Origin of the sequence: Anabaena sp. CCY 9402-a (assembly GCF_963920945.1) — a bacterium.
Taxonomy (GTDB): Bacteria; Cyanobacteriota; Cyanobacteriia; order Cyanobacteriales; family Nostocaceae; genus Trichormus; species Trichormus minutissimus.
The window spans coordinates 1-19,878 of record NZ_CAWUDL010000096.1 but is presented as its reverse complement, the minus strand read 5'-3'; the positions used below and the strand labels follow the sequence as shown (position 1 = coordinate 19,878).

General features: G+C 41.3%; 12 protein-coding genes. 3 read left to right on the top strand and 9 right to left on the bottom strand.

Translation table 11 applies throughout. The features are described 5' to 3' along the window. Window positions 1-747 precede the first annotated feature (747 nt). Window positions 748-1,002 carry a hypothetical protein gene (locus ACM0OR_RS24905; RefSeq protein ID WP_414579174.1) on the top strand — a complete coding sequence of 85 codons (255 nt, stop codon included), beginning with the start codon at window positions 748-750 and terminating at the stop codon, window positions 1,000-1,002. Between the two features lie 10 nt (window positions 1,003-1,012). Here ACM0OR_RS24905 and ACM0OR_RS24900 read toward each other — a convergent pair whose 3' ends face one another. The 9 genes from ACM0OR_RS24900 to ACM0OR_RS24860 form a co-directional block, all read right to left on the bottom strand. Then, window positions 1,013-1,273, bottom strand: coding sequence for a hypothetical protein (locus tag ACM0OR_RS24900; RefSeq protein WP_190700195.1), 261 nt, complete (start codon window positions 1,271-1,273; stop codon window positions 1,013-1,015). Window positions 1,274-1,433: 160 nt separating this feature from the next. Beyond that, window positions 1,434-3,164: a ShlB/FhaC/HecB family hemolysin secretion/activation protein gene (locus ACM0OR_RS24895; protein ID WP_414579173.1), complete on the bottom strand. Its 1,731-nt coding sequence runs from the start codon at window positions 3,162-3,164 to the stop codon at window positions 1,434-1,436. Between the two features lie 59 nt (window positions 3,165-3,223). Beyond that, window positions 3,224-5,563, bottom strand: coding sequence for a CHAT domain-containing protein (locus ACM0OR_RS24890; RefSeq protein WP_414579172.1), 2,340 nt, complete (start codon window positions 5,561-5,563; stop codon window positions 3,224-3,226). Window positions 5,564-5,666: 103 nt separating this feature from the next. Next, window positions 5,667-8,417 (bottom strand): hypothetical protein, encoded by a 2,751-nt coding sequence (locus tag ACM0OR_RS24885; protein WP_414579171.1) that lies wholly within the window; start codon window positions 8,415-8,417, stop codon window positions 5,667-5,669. Window positions 8,418-8,487: 70 nt separating this feature from the next. Then, window positions 8,488-10,647 carry a hypothetical protein gene (locus ACM0OR_RS24880; protein ID WP_414579170.1) on the bottom strand — a complete coding sequence of 720 codons (2,160 nt, stop codon included), beginning with the start codon at window positions 10,645-10,647 and terminating at the stop codon, window positions 8,488-8,490. Window positions 10,648-10,744: 97 nt separating this feature from the next. Beyond that, on the bottom strand, window positions 10,745-12,001 hold the full coding sequence (locus ACM0OR_RS24875) for a DUF4159 domain-containing protein (protein WP_414579169.1): 1,257 nt from the start codon (window positions 11,999-12,001) through the stop codon (window positions 10,745-10,747). A gap of 126 nt (window positions 12,002-12,127) precedes the next feature. Then, window positions 12,128-13,168: a phage tail protein gene (locus tag ACM0OR_RS24870; protein WP_414579168.1), complete on the bottom strand. Its 1,041-nt coding sequence runs from the start codon at window positions 13,166-13,168 to the stop codon at window positions 12,128-12,130. A 60-nt stretch (window positions 13,169-13,228) separates the two neighbouring features. Beyond that, the gene (locus ACM0OR_RS24865; protein WP_414579167.1) at window positions 13,229-15,481 is read right to left on the bottom strand and encodes a putative baseplate assembly protein; all 2,253 of its coding nucleotides are present in this window, start codon (window positions 15,479-15,481) and stop codon (window positions 13,229-13,231) included. A 204-nt stretch (window positions 15,482-15,685) separates the two neighbouring features. Then, window positions 15,686-16,105, bottom strand: coding sequence for a GPW/gp25 family protein (locus ACM0OR_RS24860; protein ID WP_414579166.1), 420 nt, complete (start codon window positions 16,103-16,105; stop codon window positions 15,686-15,688). Window positions 16,106-16,949: 844 nt separating this feature from the next. Between ACM0OR_RS24860 and ACM0OR_RS24855 the strand changes: the two genes are divergently transcribed. Beyond that, window positions 16,950-17,705: a hypothetical protein gene (locus ACM0OR_RS24855; protein ID WP_414579165.1), complete on the top strand. Its 756-nt coding sequence runs from the start codon at window positions 16,950-16,952 to the stop codon at window positions 17,703-17,705. A gap of 162 nt (window positions 17,706-17,867) precedes the next feature. Next, window positions 17,868-19,878: YadA family autotransporter adhesin (locus ACM0OR_RS24850; RefSeq protein WP_414579164.1), on the top strand; the 2,011-nt coding region annotated here is incomplete at its 3' end.

Sequence of the window (19,878 nt, the reverse complement as noted above, 5' to 3'; positions counted from 1 at the left end):
CAATCAGACTCCCTTTTTTTCTTGAACATGACCGATTTAGTCTAAACTCCAGTAATGAGTGATGAGTGATGAGTGATGAGTGATGAATAATGAATAATGAGTGATGAGTGATGAGTAATGAGTGATGAGTGATGAGTGATGAGTGATGAGTAATGAGTGGTGAGTAATGAGTGGTGAGTAATGAGTGATGAGTGATGAGTAATGAGTGATGAGTGATGAGTGATGAGTAATGAGTAATGAGTAATGAGTGATGAGTAATGAGTGATGAGTGATGAGTGATGAGTGGTGAGTCTTTTATCAAGGGGCTTTCAGAGAATTGTTGACCAAAAACTTGTTAGAGCCGCGCTGAATCTCTGGAAAAGGGGCGACAATTAACTTAACGAACTTTTGCGGGAATACACCACAAAAAACCTTCTCTGGCTAACATTCTTGTCAGTTATCTGACTCCTGCTACATCTCGCTAAGTTAATCAGCATTTAAGTTGCATAAAACCAGGGCTGAAGCCCTTACTACAAGCGAATCAGTCTGGAAAAATGAATGAAGATTAGCTTATAACAGGGTTAACACCGCACCCATCTAAGCTCTTCACTATCAATTTTTTCGCCTCTTCTCTGTGCCTTTGTGGTGGAATCAAAAGCTTTTGAACCACAGAGGCACAAAGAAGCTACCATTAAGGATGGTTATTTTGGTTAAGAAAAGATTATAAAAAGCACTATTTTTGATTAAAATATAGGATAGAAAACACACTTGGTTTCGCTTGTATCAGTTCACGCGTTAGATCCAGAGTTTGTAGGAGTAGTATTGCAAATTCCCAAAAGTATTCAAGTAGGAAACAAAGTTTTGATTCTACATCCAGCTTATGTAGCCGGGAAAGTTGGGGTGGTTTATGGTCGGGAGTCACCCTTAGATGGTCAACCCAGCAACCGTTGGCTCATCCAAGTGGATACTGATAATATTTTGGTGTCACTCACTCCCCAAGATTTTCAAGTCATTAGCTTATAGTAAAAGTGATTTACGCTGAAGTTGGTGGTTCTTGACCAATTTCCAGTTCTTTTTTACTATGCTTCAACTGTTTCCAAAGTGCTTTAATCTGCTGATAAGCATCCTGGGGGGAAAGCTTGCCAGATGTTTCTAAACTGGTAATGTAGCCGACTTTTTGAGTAAATTCTTGAAGATTGGCATTAAATACCAGGTTTTCTGGCTTTACTTGTCCGTAGTAGCGAGCATGAGGGTGAAGAAATTTGTCTTTGTCTGACTCATTGGAATATGCCATTACTTTATTCTATCTCCATAACTATTGACTACATGATAGTCAACTATTTAAGAACTGGAAAAAAGCCCAAATAATAACGCCTGTAGAGACGTTGCAATGCAACGTCTCTACCCACCCATAACGTTAACTCTACTGATATAAACTATATTTATTGATTGATCTACAAGCGATAGCCCATACTAAAGTAAAAGCCATCATCTTGGGCATTTGTTCCCCGGTCATCTAAGTCAACTAGAGGTAGGGCATAATCTAGTCTGATGTCGAAATTTGGTATTGGTTGGTATAAGATACCCATTCCCAAACTGGCTAAAAACTTCTGTCTCTGTAAGCTGTTGGGGTTATTTTCAACATTCCAAACGTAGGCTAAGTCAAAAAATGGGGCGATTTGTAAGGTGGGATTACCTGCTGCGTCACGTTGGGTTGTGATGCGGTCTTCTAAAGTAAATCTTACGCCATTGTCAGCAGCGCGGACGTTTTGCCGATAACCACGCACTGATTGACCACCACCTACGACAAATTGCTGGGAAGGTAACAAAGCATTGGGTGTGAGTTGCACTTCGGCCTGGGCGATTAATAAGTTATCTGAATTTAAGCGTTGGACTCGCTGGAATTGTGCTATCCAACTAAAAAAGCGGCCATCGGGAATGGGGTCAGAGTTGATAGTGGCATCAAATGTACCAATACCTAAACTAAATAGCGATCGCATCGCCCAAGCACCCTGCACATCTCTGCTAACATAATCTTGTCCGAACTTGATGACGCGGGTACGGCTGTTACCATCTGCATCGGGGCCAAATCCGAAGGGTGTAGCCCCTGCAAAGGTGAAGGTTTGCCCATCTTGGACAGTAAAACCTAATGTTAAAGCAAATTCCTCACGGGGCGATCGCACTAATGGTTGTCTGTAACTAATCTCGTATAGTTGCGATTCCCCACTAATCTCGAAGCTTTTGAAGGGTTCTTGAATAACTTGATTATTATTAATTGAAGTTCTTAATTGTAAAGTGCCATTCATCGCATTCAACGGCACTTGATAGCTAAAATCATAAACATTTGCGCCTCCCTGGGTAGTGCGGTAATAGGAAGCGGCAATCTCATCACCTATCCCTGTCAGGTTACGATAAGTGGCATTAACACCCAATCTTTCCGAACCAATGCTGGGAGGGGAATAGTTATCAATGCTGAATGTTGCTGCAAAGGGGTTCGCTTCAGTGACACGCACTACTAAAATACTTTGACCAAGGCCACTCCCAGGACGTAAGCTAGCTTCTATGTTGGTAAATAGGGGGTCATTGCGGAGTAATCTTAACTGGTCTTCTAAATTAGCTGAAGATAGAGGTTTACTAGCACCTAAATTAATCCGCGATCGCACATAATTAGAGTTTAAACGTTTTGTCCCTTCAATAATAATTTTTTCTAGACTACCTTCAATCACCCGAATTTCCACCACACCATTAGTAATTTTTTGATCTACTAAAACGGCTCTAGATGTGATATAACCTTGATTTAAATAAAGTTGGGTAATGCTATCTGCGACTTTGGTTAATTCATCTAAGGTAACGGTACTTCCTTCTATTGGTTTGGTGATAGAGTTAAATGTTTCTGCATCAAAAATACTGCTACCTGTAACTTGAATTTTCTCTACTTGAATGTTTCCAGATGTAGGTGTAGGCGAAGTTTCTGGGGTAGGCGTTGTTTGTAAATTTGGCGATGTTGGAGGTAAAGGCGTTGGTGTTGGTTGAGGTTGGGGAAACCTTTCTTGATTGCGATTTCCTTCTGGGTTTGGTGCTTGTGCAAAGGCGGGATAAGTTAAAAGAAAAAAGGAAAAAGTCAAAAGAATAGTTTCAAAGATGTTTTGAGAAAATAAATAAATATAGTTTTTAAGTTGTGGCATTTTCAATAGTGAATTTTAAAATAATCTGAAAAGCTATTATTTCTTTCTTTTAATTTTTGTTAACGTGCTTCCCCAATTAATGTAAAAGCTGCCCAATCTTTAGGATTTGGGTGCTGTTTCATTGTGGTTAACATCGCATTGCGTAAGGCTTGGGCTTTATTAGGATTCTGTTTTAACTGGCGATAAAATTCAGTAGTTAAAACATTTGTGGGTGTATCGGGTGCTGCCCATTGGGAGATAATCACACTGGGAACGCCAGCATTAATGAGTGCTAAAGATAAACCAAGGACACCGTTACCAATGCTATCATTACCTGTTTCCCCTGCACTCAAAAATACTAACCTTGCTCGTAAACGCTGGCCTTTGGGTTGGGTATAAAGATTGAGGATTTCGCTAGCTGTTAGTAACCCGTTGTTGTCGCCCACACTAGCTAGAGCGATCGCACCCGGTATACCTTGTCTTTTGGTATCATCTAAAACAGCATAAGTTGCCAGATGAATTGTCTTCGCTTTTGGTAGTAAAGGTAAAATATCAGCCTTGGTCGCTTGGTTGCCAACTAAAGCGGTTGTTTTCAATAAATCGGCAAGTTCTAAAGCCTCTTGTTCTGCATTTATAAGTTGGGGTAAAGACTGTTGGGCAATTTTTGGCATGGTAGGATTACCCACGACCACAACTTTATTACCGCCTGTATTGTTACGTTTTTGTCTAGTTAATTGGAGTAACTGAATTGCTGGTATACTCGTAATAGTATGTTTTTCAATTAAGTATTTACCATAAATATCAACTAACGCCGGGAATGGCACAAACCATAATTCATTTTGAGGAATAAAAATCACCTGTTCTGTAGGATTTTCAGGTAATAAATCAGCGATTGGTTTGATCAGGATTTGATTTAATTGTAGTAATATATTTTTATAGTTATCGGTAGGGGGTTTAGTATTTTTAACTCCCAAGGATATAGGAGTTTTATTAATCAGTTCTGCGAGAGAATTAAAAGGAATAATCGGTTTTTGTAATTTCAGGTCTATTTTACGAAATGTAACTTTACCGCTAGGTTGCATCACCCAAACATAAATTTCATTATCTTCTATTAATGAATACCTCACAATGGTAGCTTGTTGTTGTTTAGCTACTTCCTGAATTTGGGTAATTGTTGGTAAGATAATTTCTTTAGGTGCAACTTTTAAACCACTGCCGGCTGATTCTGTTGCCAAGCGCATTCCGAGTAGGTTTAAAATTGTCATGATGCTGCTTTGTTCAGCAACTTCTAAAGCTGCTTCTGGCTGATTTTGGCTAACTAAGACTTGTTGTAGTAAACTATATGTAGTAGTTTGTTCAGCAGAATAATCAATCGTATTGCCTAAGTTAGCGCGGAGAGATTCCCAAGTTTTGATATTTGTTTGTAAGGTGGTTTGAGCTTCAGTTACTTTACCTGATTTCAGCAAGACGAAGGCTAAATTATTTAACGCTGCGCCTTGGGTGTAAATATCTTTGTTAGCTTTGGCTGTATCTAATTGTTCTTGATATAATGCTAAGGCTTGATCATATTGTTTTGCAGATGTGTAAACCCGTCCTAGCTGTTTGATTAAATCGGCTTTATTCTCAGGATTTTTTGAGGTTTCTAGTTGTTGCTGATATAGTGCGATCGCCTGATCAAAATTTCCTTGATTTTCATAGGTTTGAGCTACTTGTTTTAAGGTGATATTGGTTAAAACTAAATCACTAGATTGGGACGCAATTTTTAATACTCGTTCATAAAAACTAATAGCTTGCGGATATTGTTTTAACTCTCGATGTACCGCCGCCAAGTTTTGTAGAGAATATATTTGTAAGCCGCGATTTTTGGTTTCTTGTCCAATTGTTAACTGTTGGGTATGAAAGGCGATCGCTTGTTGATATTCTCCCAGTTTCTCATGTTCTATACCGACGTTGCCTAAAAATGATGCTTCTCTGGGAGGATTACCGATTTCTTTTCTTAAGGCTGCGGCTTTTTCTCGGAATTCTTGCGCTAGTTTTTCATCTCCAGTATTCAGGTAGGCGTTGCTGAGAAGTTCTAAAATTTGTGCAGTACCGGGTTGATTACCTGTGTCCTGCATTAAGTTTAAGCTTTGTTGATATAAGTTAATAGCTGTTTGGTATTTGCCGAGGGTGAAGTTAATTTCCCCTAGGTGTAAAAGGGTATTGGCTTGACCTGTGCGATTATCTATTTCTTGATATAGTTTGAGTGATTCTTTTAAGGTGTTTAAGGCGGCGGTTAGTTGTCCGTTGTTGAGTTGTCTATTCCCTAGTTTTAGGAGTAAGTCGGCGCGGTATTGGCTGGCTTGTGCTGGGGTGGCGATGAGGAGGATTGCAAGAAGGATTTTGGGGATGTTTTTTAGCATATTTTTTGTTTCGCGCATTCGGCGAAGCTGTTCTCGGAGAGTAGGCGCATTCGCGGAGCGTCCCGCAGGGAAGGCGCAAAGGAAGGGAAGGGAAGTTTACAGGATTTCCCATTCCCTTTTTTTAATCAAATCCTGGGGGGAGTTCTAAGGGTGATAGTGTCCCTGGTTGGGATGGGGTGGGTGATGTTGGTAGGGGTGTGGGTGATGTAGAACTAGGAGTACCTCCGGGGGTTGTTGATGGATTCTGTGCGGTGGGGGGTGGGGGAATGACTGGGGGGGTGGGTTGGGTTGTTGGTAGTTGTGGGAGTTGGGGTTGGATGGGGTTTAGTGTTTGGGGAGGTGGTGAGAAGGTTTCTATGGTGACTGAACGACTAACTTTTTCACCAGTCGGACTGGTAGCTTGTAAGATGATTGTTTCGCTACTGGGTTGATTATTTACGGGGTAAAGTATTGTCCCACTGCGAGGTATGTCTCCTGGTGCTGGTAGCAGTTCTACTTTCATGTTGCTGCTACCTTCTACTTTCCAACTGAGGTTTATTGCTTGTTTAGATTGGTTTTGGGGGTCGATGAGAATTTGATATTTTGGTAGTGGGTCACTACCGTTAATTTTGAATTCTACAATTTGACTGGGTAGGGGTTGGAGTTTGATTACATCCGTTTTTTGCAGTACGCTGGGTTTATCTGTGTCGGTTTTGGTAAATACTTGCAATTCAAAAATGTAGTCTCCTGCTGTGCGATTGTTGGCGGGTACACTACGACAAGTTAATTGGTTTTGTTGTTGTCTACAAAATGGTTGTAATTCGTTGGGAATTTCTTCGTTGAAGTTATAAATTTGCGGTTGACTGTTAACTACACCTTCGGGCGATCGTCCAATTATTTGTAGTTGTTTAATCTTATCTAAATCGCTAATTTTCCAATTTAAACGAATTGTATCAGGACTGATTTTATTATTAGTTTTTAAATTAATTGGTGTTTCTTGATAAATAGGTTTTACTGAGGCAAATTCTAGAATTTTAGCTGGCGGTATGGGGATAATTTTAATAGTATTTGTTTTAATTGTGTCTGCTGCTTCTTCGGGGTTTTTTTGATTAAATGCTTGCAGTTCAAAAATATAATCCCCCGGTTTACGTGCATCGGTGGGGATGTTGGCGCAAGTTAATGTAGTTTGTATCTGACAAAATTGCTTGAGTTCTTCTGGAATTTGACCGTTGAAGTTGTAAACTACTGGTTGTACAGCAGCAGTCCCATCCACAAATATGCCATTGAGAGTTAAGGTTTGCAGGGTTTTGGGGTTACGGATTTGCCAATTTAAGCGAATAGAACCATTATTAGCTTCTTGATATGTAGCATCGGAAGACTGGAAGCGCAGGATTTTAGGAGGTGCTGGGGGTTTTAATAGCCACCATAACAGAAATGCGATCGCTACTATACTTCCCAAGACTGTGAGTAAGACTAGCAAAAATTGCCACCAAGGACGCGCTTCCCAAATCACTGTCCCCGGAAGGGAGGCGTTAGGTAAGGGAAATTGCTTTTGGTCTTCTAGTTCAATGCGGAAATTAAGTAAGCGTCCAGCACCAAATATGGGGCGTGACCACCATTTCACCGGTGTTATAGTCATCTGGGAAATGGCTTTTTCTCCCGGTAAAACCCGGATAATAGGGGGAGTAGTGACGTAAGTACAGACTTTATCTTCATCCGCCGGAATGGCTGTACAGACAACTTCTCGGACGGTGTTACCTGCGTTGGTTAACCTAATTTCAAAGACTCCACCTTTGCGCCTGACTCTACCTATAACTGTCAACAGTTCTGCATTCAATAAATAAGCAGGCAGAATTTCCACATACACCACATCCAACAACACTAAATCAGGATTATTGGCAGAGTACAGGCGAATAGTGGGATAGTAGATTCCAGCCGTTGCGCCTAATGGGGGTTGAAATTGCAGTAAAATTTGTCCTGTTTCCCCAGGGTTGAGATTCAAACCCATGTTAGGAATGATTAACCCGGCTGTTTCCAAACCTTCAGGATAGCGGATAGTGTACCAACTTTCGTGACAGTCGGCACAAGTCAGACGAAACCTGTCTACCCTATCAGAACGGTTGTGGACATTGACGCTCAGTTGAAGTATACCACCGGGGGGAATTGGTGCAGGCGATCGCGAACTACTCGCAGGGATTACATTAAAAGTTGGGTCACTAACTCTAACAACAGTTTCAATCGCCGGCAATACCTGAAGTTTCGCCGTATGACGAATCGGAGTATCTTCTGGGTAGTGCATCGGTGCATCTACAACTATCACATAGTTATAGATGCTAGGAATTGCTGTCACCGGCACATTAAATTCAAATAGTACCTCACTCATCGAGTTAGGACTTAAAGCTAACCTTTGATGGGGTGCATCACACCATTGAATTAACTGAGGTGATAAATCATCTATAAAAACATCAATTAATGCACTTTCTGCACCTTTATTAGTAACTGTAATATAAATTTCAAACCGAGAACCTGCCTGTACAGCATACTCACCAGAAGGGTTATAAATAACCGCTAAAGGACTACCAGGCGATAAAGTTTGCTGAATTTGTTGCTGTTGAATCCCAAGTTTAGGCGCGAGATGAATTCGATATTTAAGATCATCATCACGAGTGAGAATTGCCTGCACAAAATCTTGGTCAAGCAACTCATCTAGCAACGCCAAGGTAGCTTGTTGATTTAAATCTAGATAATATGCAGCTTCCTCTAAAGTTACACCATCTGGCTGATTTTTGAGCATCCACTGCACAAGTTTGCGCTGTTGGGGTGGCAGAGTTAGTACATCTGCCATACTCAACCCAGCTTTAGAATTTTTAGTACGAGAATTTGTCACAGTCATAATTTATTCATCATTAATCATTAATCATTATTTTTTCTTACTATCAACCAACAACAGCCAACACTCACTACTATTTACAATAAGTATTATTCGCTGTAGGAATCACATTTAACCTCACTCGATTATCATCATTACCACTAATAATTAAAATCTCATTTCTCACAACTTTGATATCAACGCTGTTAAATCTTTGGGAATTAGAACTTACTTGTTTACCATTAGGTAAAGCGCGTCTACCGTCTTTTGTCAATGGCCACAACATCACACGACTATCATCACCACCACTGACTAAATAACAGCCATCTCTACTCAGTGCAACTGAACGTACAGGCTTACTTCCATGTCCATCAGACCATCTATCAAGCACTTCACACTCAGTCTTATTTTGATTAACACATTGCTGCATATTCCATAAAGTAATTTGTCCCCTAGTATCAGCCGTTGCTAAGAGATTTGGTTTGTGTTTAGCACTAGCTAAACCAACAATATAATCATTTTGACTACCTGGGGAATTATATGAGACTTTCCACAATTTATCTTCTTCAAAATCCCAAATTGCTAAATTATTATATCTGCCACCAATTGCTAAATTCCGTTTATCTTGTCCCACAAGTGCTAAACCATAAACAGAAAATTGTACATTCTGGTTTTTTATAGGTTTATTCAGACTATTAAGATTACCCAAGAAGGCACTATAGACATCCCACTTCAAAACTAAGCCGCTACCATGTGCGCTAAATAAGAACCGGGAGTCCTCACTAAATTCTAAATTCAACACGCGATCAGCTTGATCAAAGGAAAACGTTGCTTTGGGTTGTGAAGTACCACCTAAGACATCCCAAATTTGGATTTCCCCATTTTCTAACCCTGCTGCTACTACATCATTTTCTACAGGTTTGTAGCGTACAACCCGCACAGATTTACCTGTGTTTTTAGACATTTTGCCATCATGTGGATTAATGAAAGTATTCTTAAAACCAGCAATATTCCATCTAATAATACTTTGGTCTTGAGAACCACTCACAGCTTTATCACCCACACCGTTAAATTGTACAAAATTTACAGTTCTATTATGTCCAAATAGTGGGTTATTAGGATTGAGCCAGGATATAGCCCAAAGTAAATATAGAAGCAGCGTTGCTAAAACTAACTGTAACCAAGGATGAAGTACAGGATGAATAGTTAGTTGTAAAAATTGGCTTTCATTAGTAACATTAACGCGTTGATCTGATATAATAGCTTTGGCTATAAATGATAATTTCTTTGCTAAACCAAACCAATGTCTACGCTTACTTACTAAGAGTTGCAATTGCTTAGTTTCCCCAGGAATTAATTCTACATTCTCTGGTTGAATATCGAAAAAACATTGTGGTTGTTTTTCCTGACCTGCTCGAATATCAATATGTGCTGTTTGTGTTAAATTGCTGGCATTATGACATTCGAGTTGGTAATTTGTAGAGTTGATTTTCCGTTGCGGTAACCAAATACGATCAGCAGGAATTTGTTGCTTTTCTGGTGTACAACGAAAATCCACAAATCCCCCAGGCGCAACTTTAATTATGCCTTCAGGACTGCGGGAGGGTGAAGCATTGAGGTGAGTAGCTTCAATAGTAAAAGGATATATTTGACTAGGGACTTCTGCGGGAATTGGTAGTTGACAAGAAAAAGAAGTTTCTGCTTCATTACCACCTGTAACTGTTAATAATCTTTTTTCATTACCTGATAGCCATTTTGTGTCTATCCCTATCATTCTGAGGGTGACAGTAGTAGGTGATTGACTGGGATTTAGCACCCGGACTCGAATGTCAATTAGTCCTTGTGGTTGAGTGGAAAACTCGCGTTGAGGTAACTCAACTTGCACGGGAATAGCACTAGTTCCAGCCTCGACAATTAAACGCAGAAGTTGTCTATCTTCTTCCCGCAGTTCTACAGAGAAGATGCGGACTATCAAATTCATTTTGCCGATAAAACCAGGAATCGGTGTATCGGTGATAGTCACGCAAAAAGTTACGCTGTCACCGGGGGGATTTTTGGCACTGACAGCAGGTGTGATATTGTACCAGTTAGCACTTAAATTTGAACTACCACCAGCCGCAATAATTTCTAATTGGAAGGAAGCGAACTGATCACTATCGTTAACAACAGTGACTTCAAAGGATGTCGGCGAACCACCTGGTTTAAATGTAATTACTTGAGTTGAGATATTGGCGTTGACTAATTTAATTGCCATAGTATAAAGTCAAAAATAATCAGAGGTTTGTAGTAAGCACTTTAGTGCTTGGGGAATAAGGACTAAAGTCCTTACTACGAACTTAAAATTTTATTTCCTATTCCCCCAATTTGTTGAATACACTTTGTAATGGGTCTGGTTTAAATGATGGGGATGGTGTAGTCGGTGTTGATAAAATGGGCTGTTTTTGTAATTGAGTCATTTGTTTTCTAGACCAAGCAAAATGTAAGATATTAAGTCCTAACTCTTGGGCAGTGCGAATTGTTTCTCGTGAGAAAGTTAGTTTTTCATCTAATCCCCAAGCGGCGGATAAATCGCCAATTACTAAAACAATGCCACCTGCAATTAAGATTTGAATTGGCTTTTGATTAATCACAGGTAAAGCCGCAAATAAAAATGGGTGTATCCGCATGGGGTGATTGCGGTCTAGTTTACGTAAATCTTCTAGGTTAGTATTGAATTTATCGGCGATATCAACAATACTTTCTAATCTGTCTATAGCATCAGTAGGTGATTCGACTAACAACACGCCACCAGCATCTAAATAACTTTTGAGGTGAGTTAATTCTTGTGTATTTAAAGAAAGTGGTTGAACACCTGTGGTAAATAACAAGTCGTAAGCGATCGCATTATTGATATGTTCTAAATGCAATGGTATGCGGTCAATATGCTCAAATCCTTGTATAGTCTGGGTCAGATGTTCCGCAGATTTAAGTAAATAGGAAAAATTTGCAAAACTATCCCTAACTTCTGGTTCAGGCGTTTCCAGATAAGCAACCCTGACAACTTCACTATGACGCGATCGCGCTATGGGACGATAACGATAGTCGAGGCTATTCAACTCAGGGTAAAACACATCTTGGGGATTTTGTAAAGATATTAATCCTGGCTGCAACACAATCCGACATAATTCCACCTCATAAGCATCAGGTGGTGTAGTTTTTTCTTCTAGACGAAAACTCTCAGTTTCAAACTCAGCGACTTTTTGACGTTGCAAGTCATCAGGATCGACATAACTTACCACTATATAAATCAGCCGTGGTTTATCTTCCGCAATATCAGCAGACACATGAAAGTCTATTGCTTGAGGGACAATAATCGGATTCCCATGAGTATCAATTGCTAGTCCTGGCTGAATTTGCAACCATCGTCCATCGTTGTACTGTGAAGACACGCCTTGGGGTGCAGGAGTTAAACATACACCCAAACCATAAACAATCCCTGGCTGATTGAGGGACTGATAATGTATATTTTGCCTTTGACGGTGGTAATTGTGCGATCGCAGCCATCTTTCGGCATTAATCAATAAACCGTCTTGGACTTGTAACCGTTCTAGGGGTTGGAGTTCTTGCATAGGTGGGGATAAATCAATTCAAAATTCAAAATTCAAAATTAAAGAAGTCCTGGAGAATGGGAATTGGATAGAAAAACTAATGACTATTAATTCCTGTCACCTGTCACCTGTCCCCTGTCCCCTTCTTCACTCCTCCACATACAACTCATAGGTACAAAAAGCTGGTTTTTCTTGCTGTATAATGTGACGGACTAAATTTTCATCAATTTGGTTGGGACGTTGAGGACGTAGGCGGACAATAAAGTGATAAGGACGACCACCGCCAATCATGGCATCTTGACCCAGACGAGTGTTACCTAACACAAAACCTTCACCGCGAATTTCCTCAATACAAATATGTTTATCAGCTTCTTTGGCAATATGATCATCTAAAGGTAAATCTGTATAAAGATGTAAATAAAGTCTTAAACCCCGCCGTGTTCCGCGCCAGCGATATAGTTCTACAGCAGAACGAATTAAAAAGCGTTGTCTGGCTAGAGTCCAGCGTTGATCAAGTGGCCAGGCTACCCAATGGGCGAGAAAAGGTAACAAAGCCTGGGGTGCGGTCATGGGGTCTAGATAAGCCCAAAGGACATCCATTGTCTGCACAGCTGGTTCAAAAGCCTGCTCAAAAATTTTCAGGAAGCGACTAATAAAGTCTACTTCCCGATAAAGCTGAGGTATAAAATTAAGATATAAACTACGCGGACGTATATATAAATTCAAAGCACCAGTTTCGACAAACTGCCTACCTGTGCCTTGTTCTTGGTAATAAACATGAATACGGCTGTGAAAATCTAACACCATTGGATGACTAGGTGTGACAGCCATTTCTTGCTCAAAAAAGTCTTCAGGAATGTTAAAGCACAGTACAACGCTCATCTGTGCGTATGGGTCAAAAGCATAAGGCCCTTGTTTATCGGGTTCTTTGTGAATAGAACACCACTCCAAAGGGAAATTGCCTTCAATTTGTACCTTGATATCTAGACTGCGATCGCCTAAATTTTCCAACTGCAACAATATTTCACTGGGTTCTCTCGGATAGACAACTACATCACACCCTGAAAGTTTAGTATTAGTTGCCAAATTAAACGGCACTAAAGAAGTATTTTGAGATGCGGCTGCCGTCGATGGTTGCAGCGCATCCGGTTGCTGCATGGGGGTTAATTGTAAACTTAAAGAAGCCATAATTAATTCGTAATTCGTAATTAAGCGCGTAGGGTATGTTATGCCGCAGGCTAACGCACTCTACTGAATTAAATTCACGACGTGACCAGAACGCAACCGCGTATTTTGCCAAGAACAAATTAACCCCAGACTTCCAGGATCAATCACGGGATTTTGGGGAAGCGATCGCACCCAATGATCCCTGATGTATCGTAATTCAAATAACTGCACGACTCCCAAATAGCGCACAGCCGGGAATTTTTGGAATAGAGTCACAATATCAGAAGGATATACAGGACGACCAAAAGGCCAGCCTTTACCATCATGTCCGCCTGTGATGGGGTTTAAGAAGCGGTAGAGAGCAACTCGCAATTTCCCTAACATTTCTTGTTGGGCGGAAGGATTATTGTATTCTGGCTCTAGGGCGACTTCCGTTTGCACTGCTACACCAACATATTCCGGTGCTTGTAGTTTAACTTGCACCCCTAGTAACCGCCGTTCATCTAAGTAGGCCAAAATCTGACTGCGGAGTTGGGGACTAAGACTCAATAATTCGGGGTCGATACCTTCAGCGCGAGCAATAGCATCGGTATTCGCCGATGGTACAACTAATAAGCGGACTGTCCCGGCTTCTTTAGCGGAATTCGGCGTTAAACAACGGACACGCGCCACCGCACCAGAGCCAGCTTGCAGAGTTAGCACTTCAAAATCTTCAGGAGTGACAGCGCGATCGCGTGTCCGCAACATCGCCGGGACTCGAATCACCGCATCTTCCAAAGATTCCGCATCCGCACCATTACGAGCCGGTGCATGATTAATCAATCGAGCAATATAAGGTACAGCCGTTTTCGCGACAGTAATTGTCCCCCGTTGCACATTCCCTTTCCGTCCCCCACCCGTGCGATAAGCCACCATCCGAATCACTGAACCACGCGTAGGTACAGCCCCATATTGACGCTCTAACTCCTCAGCATTGGGAATAAGTGCTGAGTTTTGAGTTCTAAGTCCTGAATTAGATTCCCCACTCGGTACTCGGTACTCATTACTCAGCACTGAGTTGTCCCCAGTCCCTAATACCTTCCTCCACTCAGTCTGCTGCTGAATTTGGGCTGGTTCACGAATTAAAGGGCCAAACTGGACTAAACCTGTGCGGGAATCAATAGTGTAGTGTCGATCTAAAGCCCCAGAATTAGCAAAATCACTGACTTCATACCATGTCTGCGAAGATAAACTTCCTGGCGGTAATACTTCTATATGTTCATCTTCCCGACGATTTAACAAAGGAAACTGCTGTAATTGAAAAGTCTGCCCCGGTGTGCCGTCACTTTCGCCTAAAATTTCATCGTAAATCAACTCACTTTGGCTAGCTCCCACCGTACCACCAATGGAGCGCACCGACAAACCCACAATCCGGGGAGAGCAACTAAATCCTGGTTGATTGGGTTGGGGACTCGTGTAAACGCAACGTAGCCAACGCCCTTGGAAAGCCGTAAAAGTAGTCACAGGCCAAGATTGGGGTAAATGCAATACCACATCTGCACCCTGGAGGGGATTAGCACCTTGAGCCGCCAACTCACTAAAACTGAAGCCTTTGGTACTATCGTCAGACTCTTGGAGTAAAACAGACACCCATTCCACACCATTCCAAGCTTCCCAGCGTCGCGGAGGTGCATCGGGGTTAATCCCGGTACTAGTGGCGGCTTCTCCCTTAAATTGCAGTGCTAAGACATTCCCCTCACACTGACATTCACCATCAATAACTATGTAAAAACTATTGCCTGGCTGGGGTTGTTCATCAAAAAAAGTTAATTCCCTACCGTACCACTGATCATCAGGGCTGAGAGACCAGATATTAGTAAAGCGATCGCGTAAAATTGCAGGTGTAGTTTCTACAGTTTGGGCAGAGAGAAAATGGCGAATTTGGGGTTTATCAATAATTAAAGGTCTATCTGTAGTAAAAGCGATCGCTTCTTCCGTTTCCGTGCGTATCGTCGCCACCTCCACACCAGCCGGAATTGTATAGCTATCCGGTAAAGCCGCACTTAAATAAAAAGTAATATCAGCTAAAGCTGGCGCAGGTGCTTGCAAGCGCACCCCCAGCAATTCTAAAAAAGTAATATAATTTTGCTTCGGTACTTGATTGAATCGCAGCAGCATTTGGTCAGTCAACCAAGCGAATAGCTCAATCAGCGTAATTCCCGGATCGCTAGGATTGTAGTTTGTCCATTCAGGACAATAGCGAGGAATCCGCAGCACACATTCATCGACCAAATCTTTAAACGTGCGATCGTCTAGATTTGACTTTGGTAACTTCGGTAAAAAATCAAATTCCACAATAATATAGCCTGATTAAAAAACGTGCTGATTATCTTGGCAAAGGGACTGGGGACTGAGAATTTTAGATTTTAGATTTTAGATTTTGGATTGAATAATCTAAAATCCACTTATTGCAAATCCACTCATTGAAAAGCTGGAAACTGAGTAGAAAGATAAGAGAAGAAATATAATTTTACAAATTTTGTATCTAATGACCATTAATTATTGACTTTCCACCCCATTTACATAAAAAGGAAAAACCAAACTGCGAGAATCATGAGTCTCTTTTGGATGATACTGAATATGAATATCTACCCGACCACGTAAAGGATCAGCTTCAGTAAAAACTCCATCTAAAATAATTCGAGGCTCCCACATTTCCAAAGCTTCTTGGACGTGTAGGCGCAAGAGTAATAAAGTTTGAGTATTCATCGGTGCAAAAGTTAACTCAGACAACCGCGAACCAAAATTAGGCCGATACACCCGTTCACCCAAATCAGTACGCAGAATGAGCATAATCGACTCTTCAATATTGCGTTCCTTGGTACTAAGTTGCAAACCTCCCTGGACGTTTACCCTGAGCGGAAAAGACCAGCCCGTGCCTAAATGACTACGATGCTGATTTTGATTGAGTTCTGGCATGGTAAGTCAATGCTGACAAGCGTGTTTACGCTAATTTACGCTCATCTACAAAATCAACACTATTCGCCAAAAGTCTAGTTCAGTCATACAAATCAAAAATATCCCCCAGTACGATGTATTGTAAAATACAAATAATAGAGACCTAGCAGTGCTACGCAGAATTAATAAATATACAATTGCAGACATCCTACTCAATACTCTCTTTGTAGGAGTAATTTATGTTTCTTTTATTTAAAAAATATTTATCATCAGCAATATTACATTTACTCATATCTATATTATCGATATAAATCTGTAGAACTTACATCAAAATTTGCCCTTTAAAAATAAAAAATAGTATATTCACTGATTACATCAAGCTTGAGCATCAGTAGTATGTAGCAAATTACGTACCCCATTATGAAATTTAGCCCACAGATATTGAGATAGACGATCATCAATTATAGTATTCAATCAACAAGTTCACCAGATTACTTGTGTGTGATCTTCATGTTTGCGCTATTCAGATAGGAAGACAGGATTTCTGCTGATTGAAAGAGCAAATACTAAGTAAATGTATTAGAGATTTTTTTCAAAGTAGTTAGCTGTGACTTTAAGTAATTATTTAATAATCTACGGTGTACATACAAGTCATATCACTTGATACTGCATCGTTTTGATAGTCACAAGTATTCATTTTATTAAAGATATATGCCCTAGCCATAGGAGAGCATCCTAATTTTGTCAAATACAATACGAACATCTCTGGTAAAATCTCCAAACCCTCTGCATTTTAAAATCAAACATCTGGGATACTTTCTAAATCTATATCCAAATCCCATATTAAATATTAGGATAATTTAAAATGTCATCTCTTTTTTCACTGCATGAATTATCTATTGTTTTACTCATCCATAATCAAAATCCCACATTGTTAAACTTAGATTTTTTGAAATATAGTGGGATCGTGCCTCAAAATTGGGAATTGGCTAATGATCCTATTTCGACACCAAATTTATCGCAAGTTATCTTTCAGAACGGATTGAGGATAATTGCTGATACCAATCGAACTATTTTCACAGAAAGAATAGCTGGAAAATCACTCAGTGATCTTGTAGTTGCTCAAGTTGCCAAGCTTTATACTCAGGTATTACCTCATGCAGAATATAAAGCATTAGGAATTAATCCTGAAGGATTTGCAACTTTTCCCGATCACCCCGAAATAGCGCAAAACTATCTGTCTAAAACTCTCTTATCTTCTCAACCGTGGCTAGAGTTCGGCAACAAAACGCCAAAGGTTGATCTGAATATTTCCTACACATTAGATCAGGGGACACTCAATCTTAAAGTCAGTCAGGGATTTCTGCGACAAGAAAATGGAGAAGTTATCACCCCAATAGTGACTTATTCAGGCAATTTTGAATATATCTTCCAAGAGGTGTCACCTCCTGAAAAGTTAGCTGTTTTGTCTAACCATCTGGAACAATGGCAGTTGAATCTAGAAACCTTTACGAATTTGATTAAAAATCAGTTTCTTAAAGGATTGAGTACACCATTGCTGGGAGTGGGAATAAATACAGACCCATTAATGGGTGAACCCATTGCAATTGCCATGAAATAAACAAAGAGATTGCTAAATTTATCGTTTATACATTTATAAAAACATTAATGAAATTGATGCCAATTTAGTTGGAGTCTTATTCAATTATTTAGTGTTTTTTAGAATGGATTCAATTTGGTGTTCTCATCACAACCATGAAATAACAAACACAGAAATATTTCTATGAAGATTCATCCAATTTACTGGTATACGATTAAACAGCCTATCAAGGGGCGTTATCGGAAGTTACTCATCCTACTATTTGTCAGACTGCTCTTGCCAGCCGGACTGATATATGCAGGAATGCCTATTGCTCAGGCTCAAAAAGTCCAAATCACACCAAATCCTACCGGTGGGACATTTTCAAATAGTACCCAGGGTATCAATGCAACCGCTATCGGATCATCAGCATCGGCTGAAAGTCAGAATTCAATAGCTATCGGTACTAATGCCACAACGATATTTGGTGCTAGCTCTGCAATAGCTATCGGTAGTGCAGCTTCTGTAAATGTTTCTGGTGGTGTTGGCAATACTGGTGCGATCGCAATTGGACAATTAGCCAGTGTAGCTTCATCCAATGCAACGGCGGTTGGTACTTCATCAACTGCTGGTGCTGCTGGCACAGCACTGGGAAATCAAAGTGCTGCATCAGGTACTTCATCTACAGCATTAGGAGATGCAGCAAAAGCTCAAGCGACTAATTCCGTTGCAGTCGGCAGTAATACTACCGCTAGTGCTAGTGGTGCGATCGCCACAGGTACAGGTGCTACCGCCAGTCAACAAAATGCGATCGCCACAGGTACAGGTACTAATGCCCTAGCAAATAACTCAATCGCTACAGGTAATGGGGCTATTGTTAATACTGGGGCAATAGGCTCTACAGCTATTGGTCAAAGTGCAACTGTAGCAGCTAACGCCACCAATGCGATCGCCACAGGTACAAGTGCCAGTGCTGGTGGTAACAGTGCGATCGCTACAGGTAATACTGCTACAGCTAGTGCTGATAGCGCGATCGCTACAGGTAATGCTGCCAAGGCTCAAGCAGCTGGTTCTATCGCCACTGGTAATAATGCCAACGTCAATACAGGTGCAACCAACTCAACTGCCATTGGTCAAAGTGCAACTGTAGCAGCTAACGCCACCAATGCGATCGCCGCAGGTACAGGTGCGAATGCTGGTGCTAGTAGTGCTACAGCCATCGGTAATACTGCCAATGCTTCAGCAACTTCATCTGTAGCCTTGGGTCATAATGTCAGATCACAAGGTAATAACTCAGTTGCAATTGGTTCTAACAACACGACTGCCAGTGGCAATAATGCGATCGCTACAGGTAACAATGCCCAAGCTACAAATGCTTCTGCGATCGCTACGGGGACTAATGCCCAAGCTACTGGTAGTACCGCGATCGCTACAGGTCTTTCTTCCCAAGCTACCGGTAACGCAGCGATCGCTACGGGTACTGGTTCTATAGCAAATAATGATAGATCCCTAGCCACTGGTGTTCTAGCCCAAGCGACAGGTGCGTTTTCCGCAGCCTATGGTTTTGCCTCTCAAGCTTCAGGAAGTTCAGCAACGGCTATAGGTGATACAGCTAAAGCGACGGCAAATAGTTCTACAGCATTGGGTGCAGGTGCGACTGCATCAGGCACAAATTCAGTGGCTTTTGGTGGTGGTAATTTTGATCCTGGAACTGGCACATATCTTCAAGCGGCAACTGCATCTGGAACTCGATCAGTAGCTACTGGATTTGGGTCTATTGCCTCACAAACAAATGCCACCGCCACAGGTAATGCCGCCCAAGCCACAGGTATTTCCGCCTCAGCCTACGGTGATGCTGCAAATGCTAGTGGTCTAAATGCCACCTCTATTGGTAGAGGTTCTACCGCATCGGCCGCTAATGCCACCGCCACAGGTAACGCCGCCCTAGCCAATCAACAAAACGCCACCGCCACAGGTAATGCCGCTCAAGCCACAGGTATTTCTGCTTCAGCCTATGGTGATGCCGCCAACGCCAGTGGAGAAAATGCCACTTCTGTTGGTAAAGGCTCTGCTGCATCGGCTGCTAATGCCACCGCCACAGGTAATGCCACTCAAGCCACAGGCACATCAGCCTCAGCCTATGGTGATGCCGCAAATGCTAGTGGAGAAAATGCCACTTCTGTTGGTAAAGGTTCTACCGCATCTGCCGCTAACG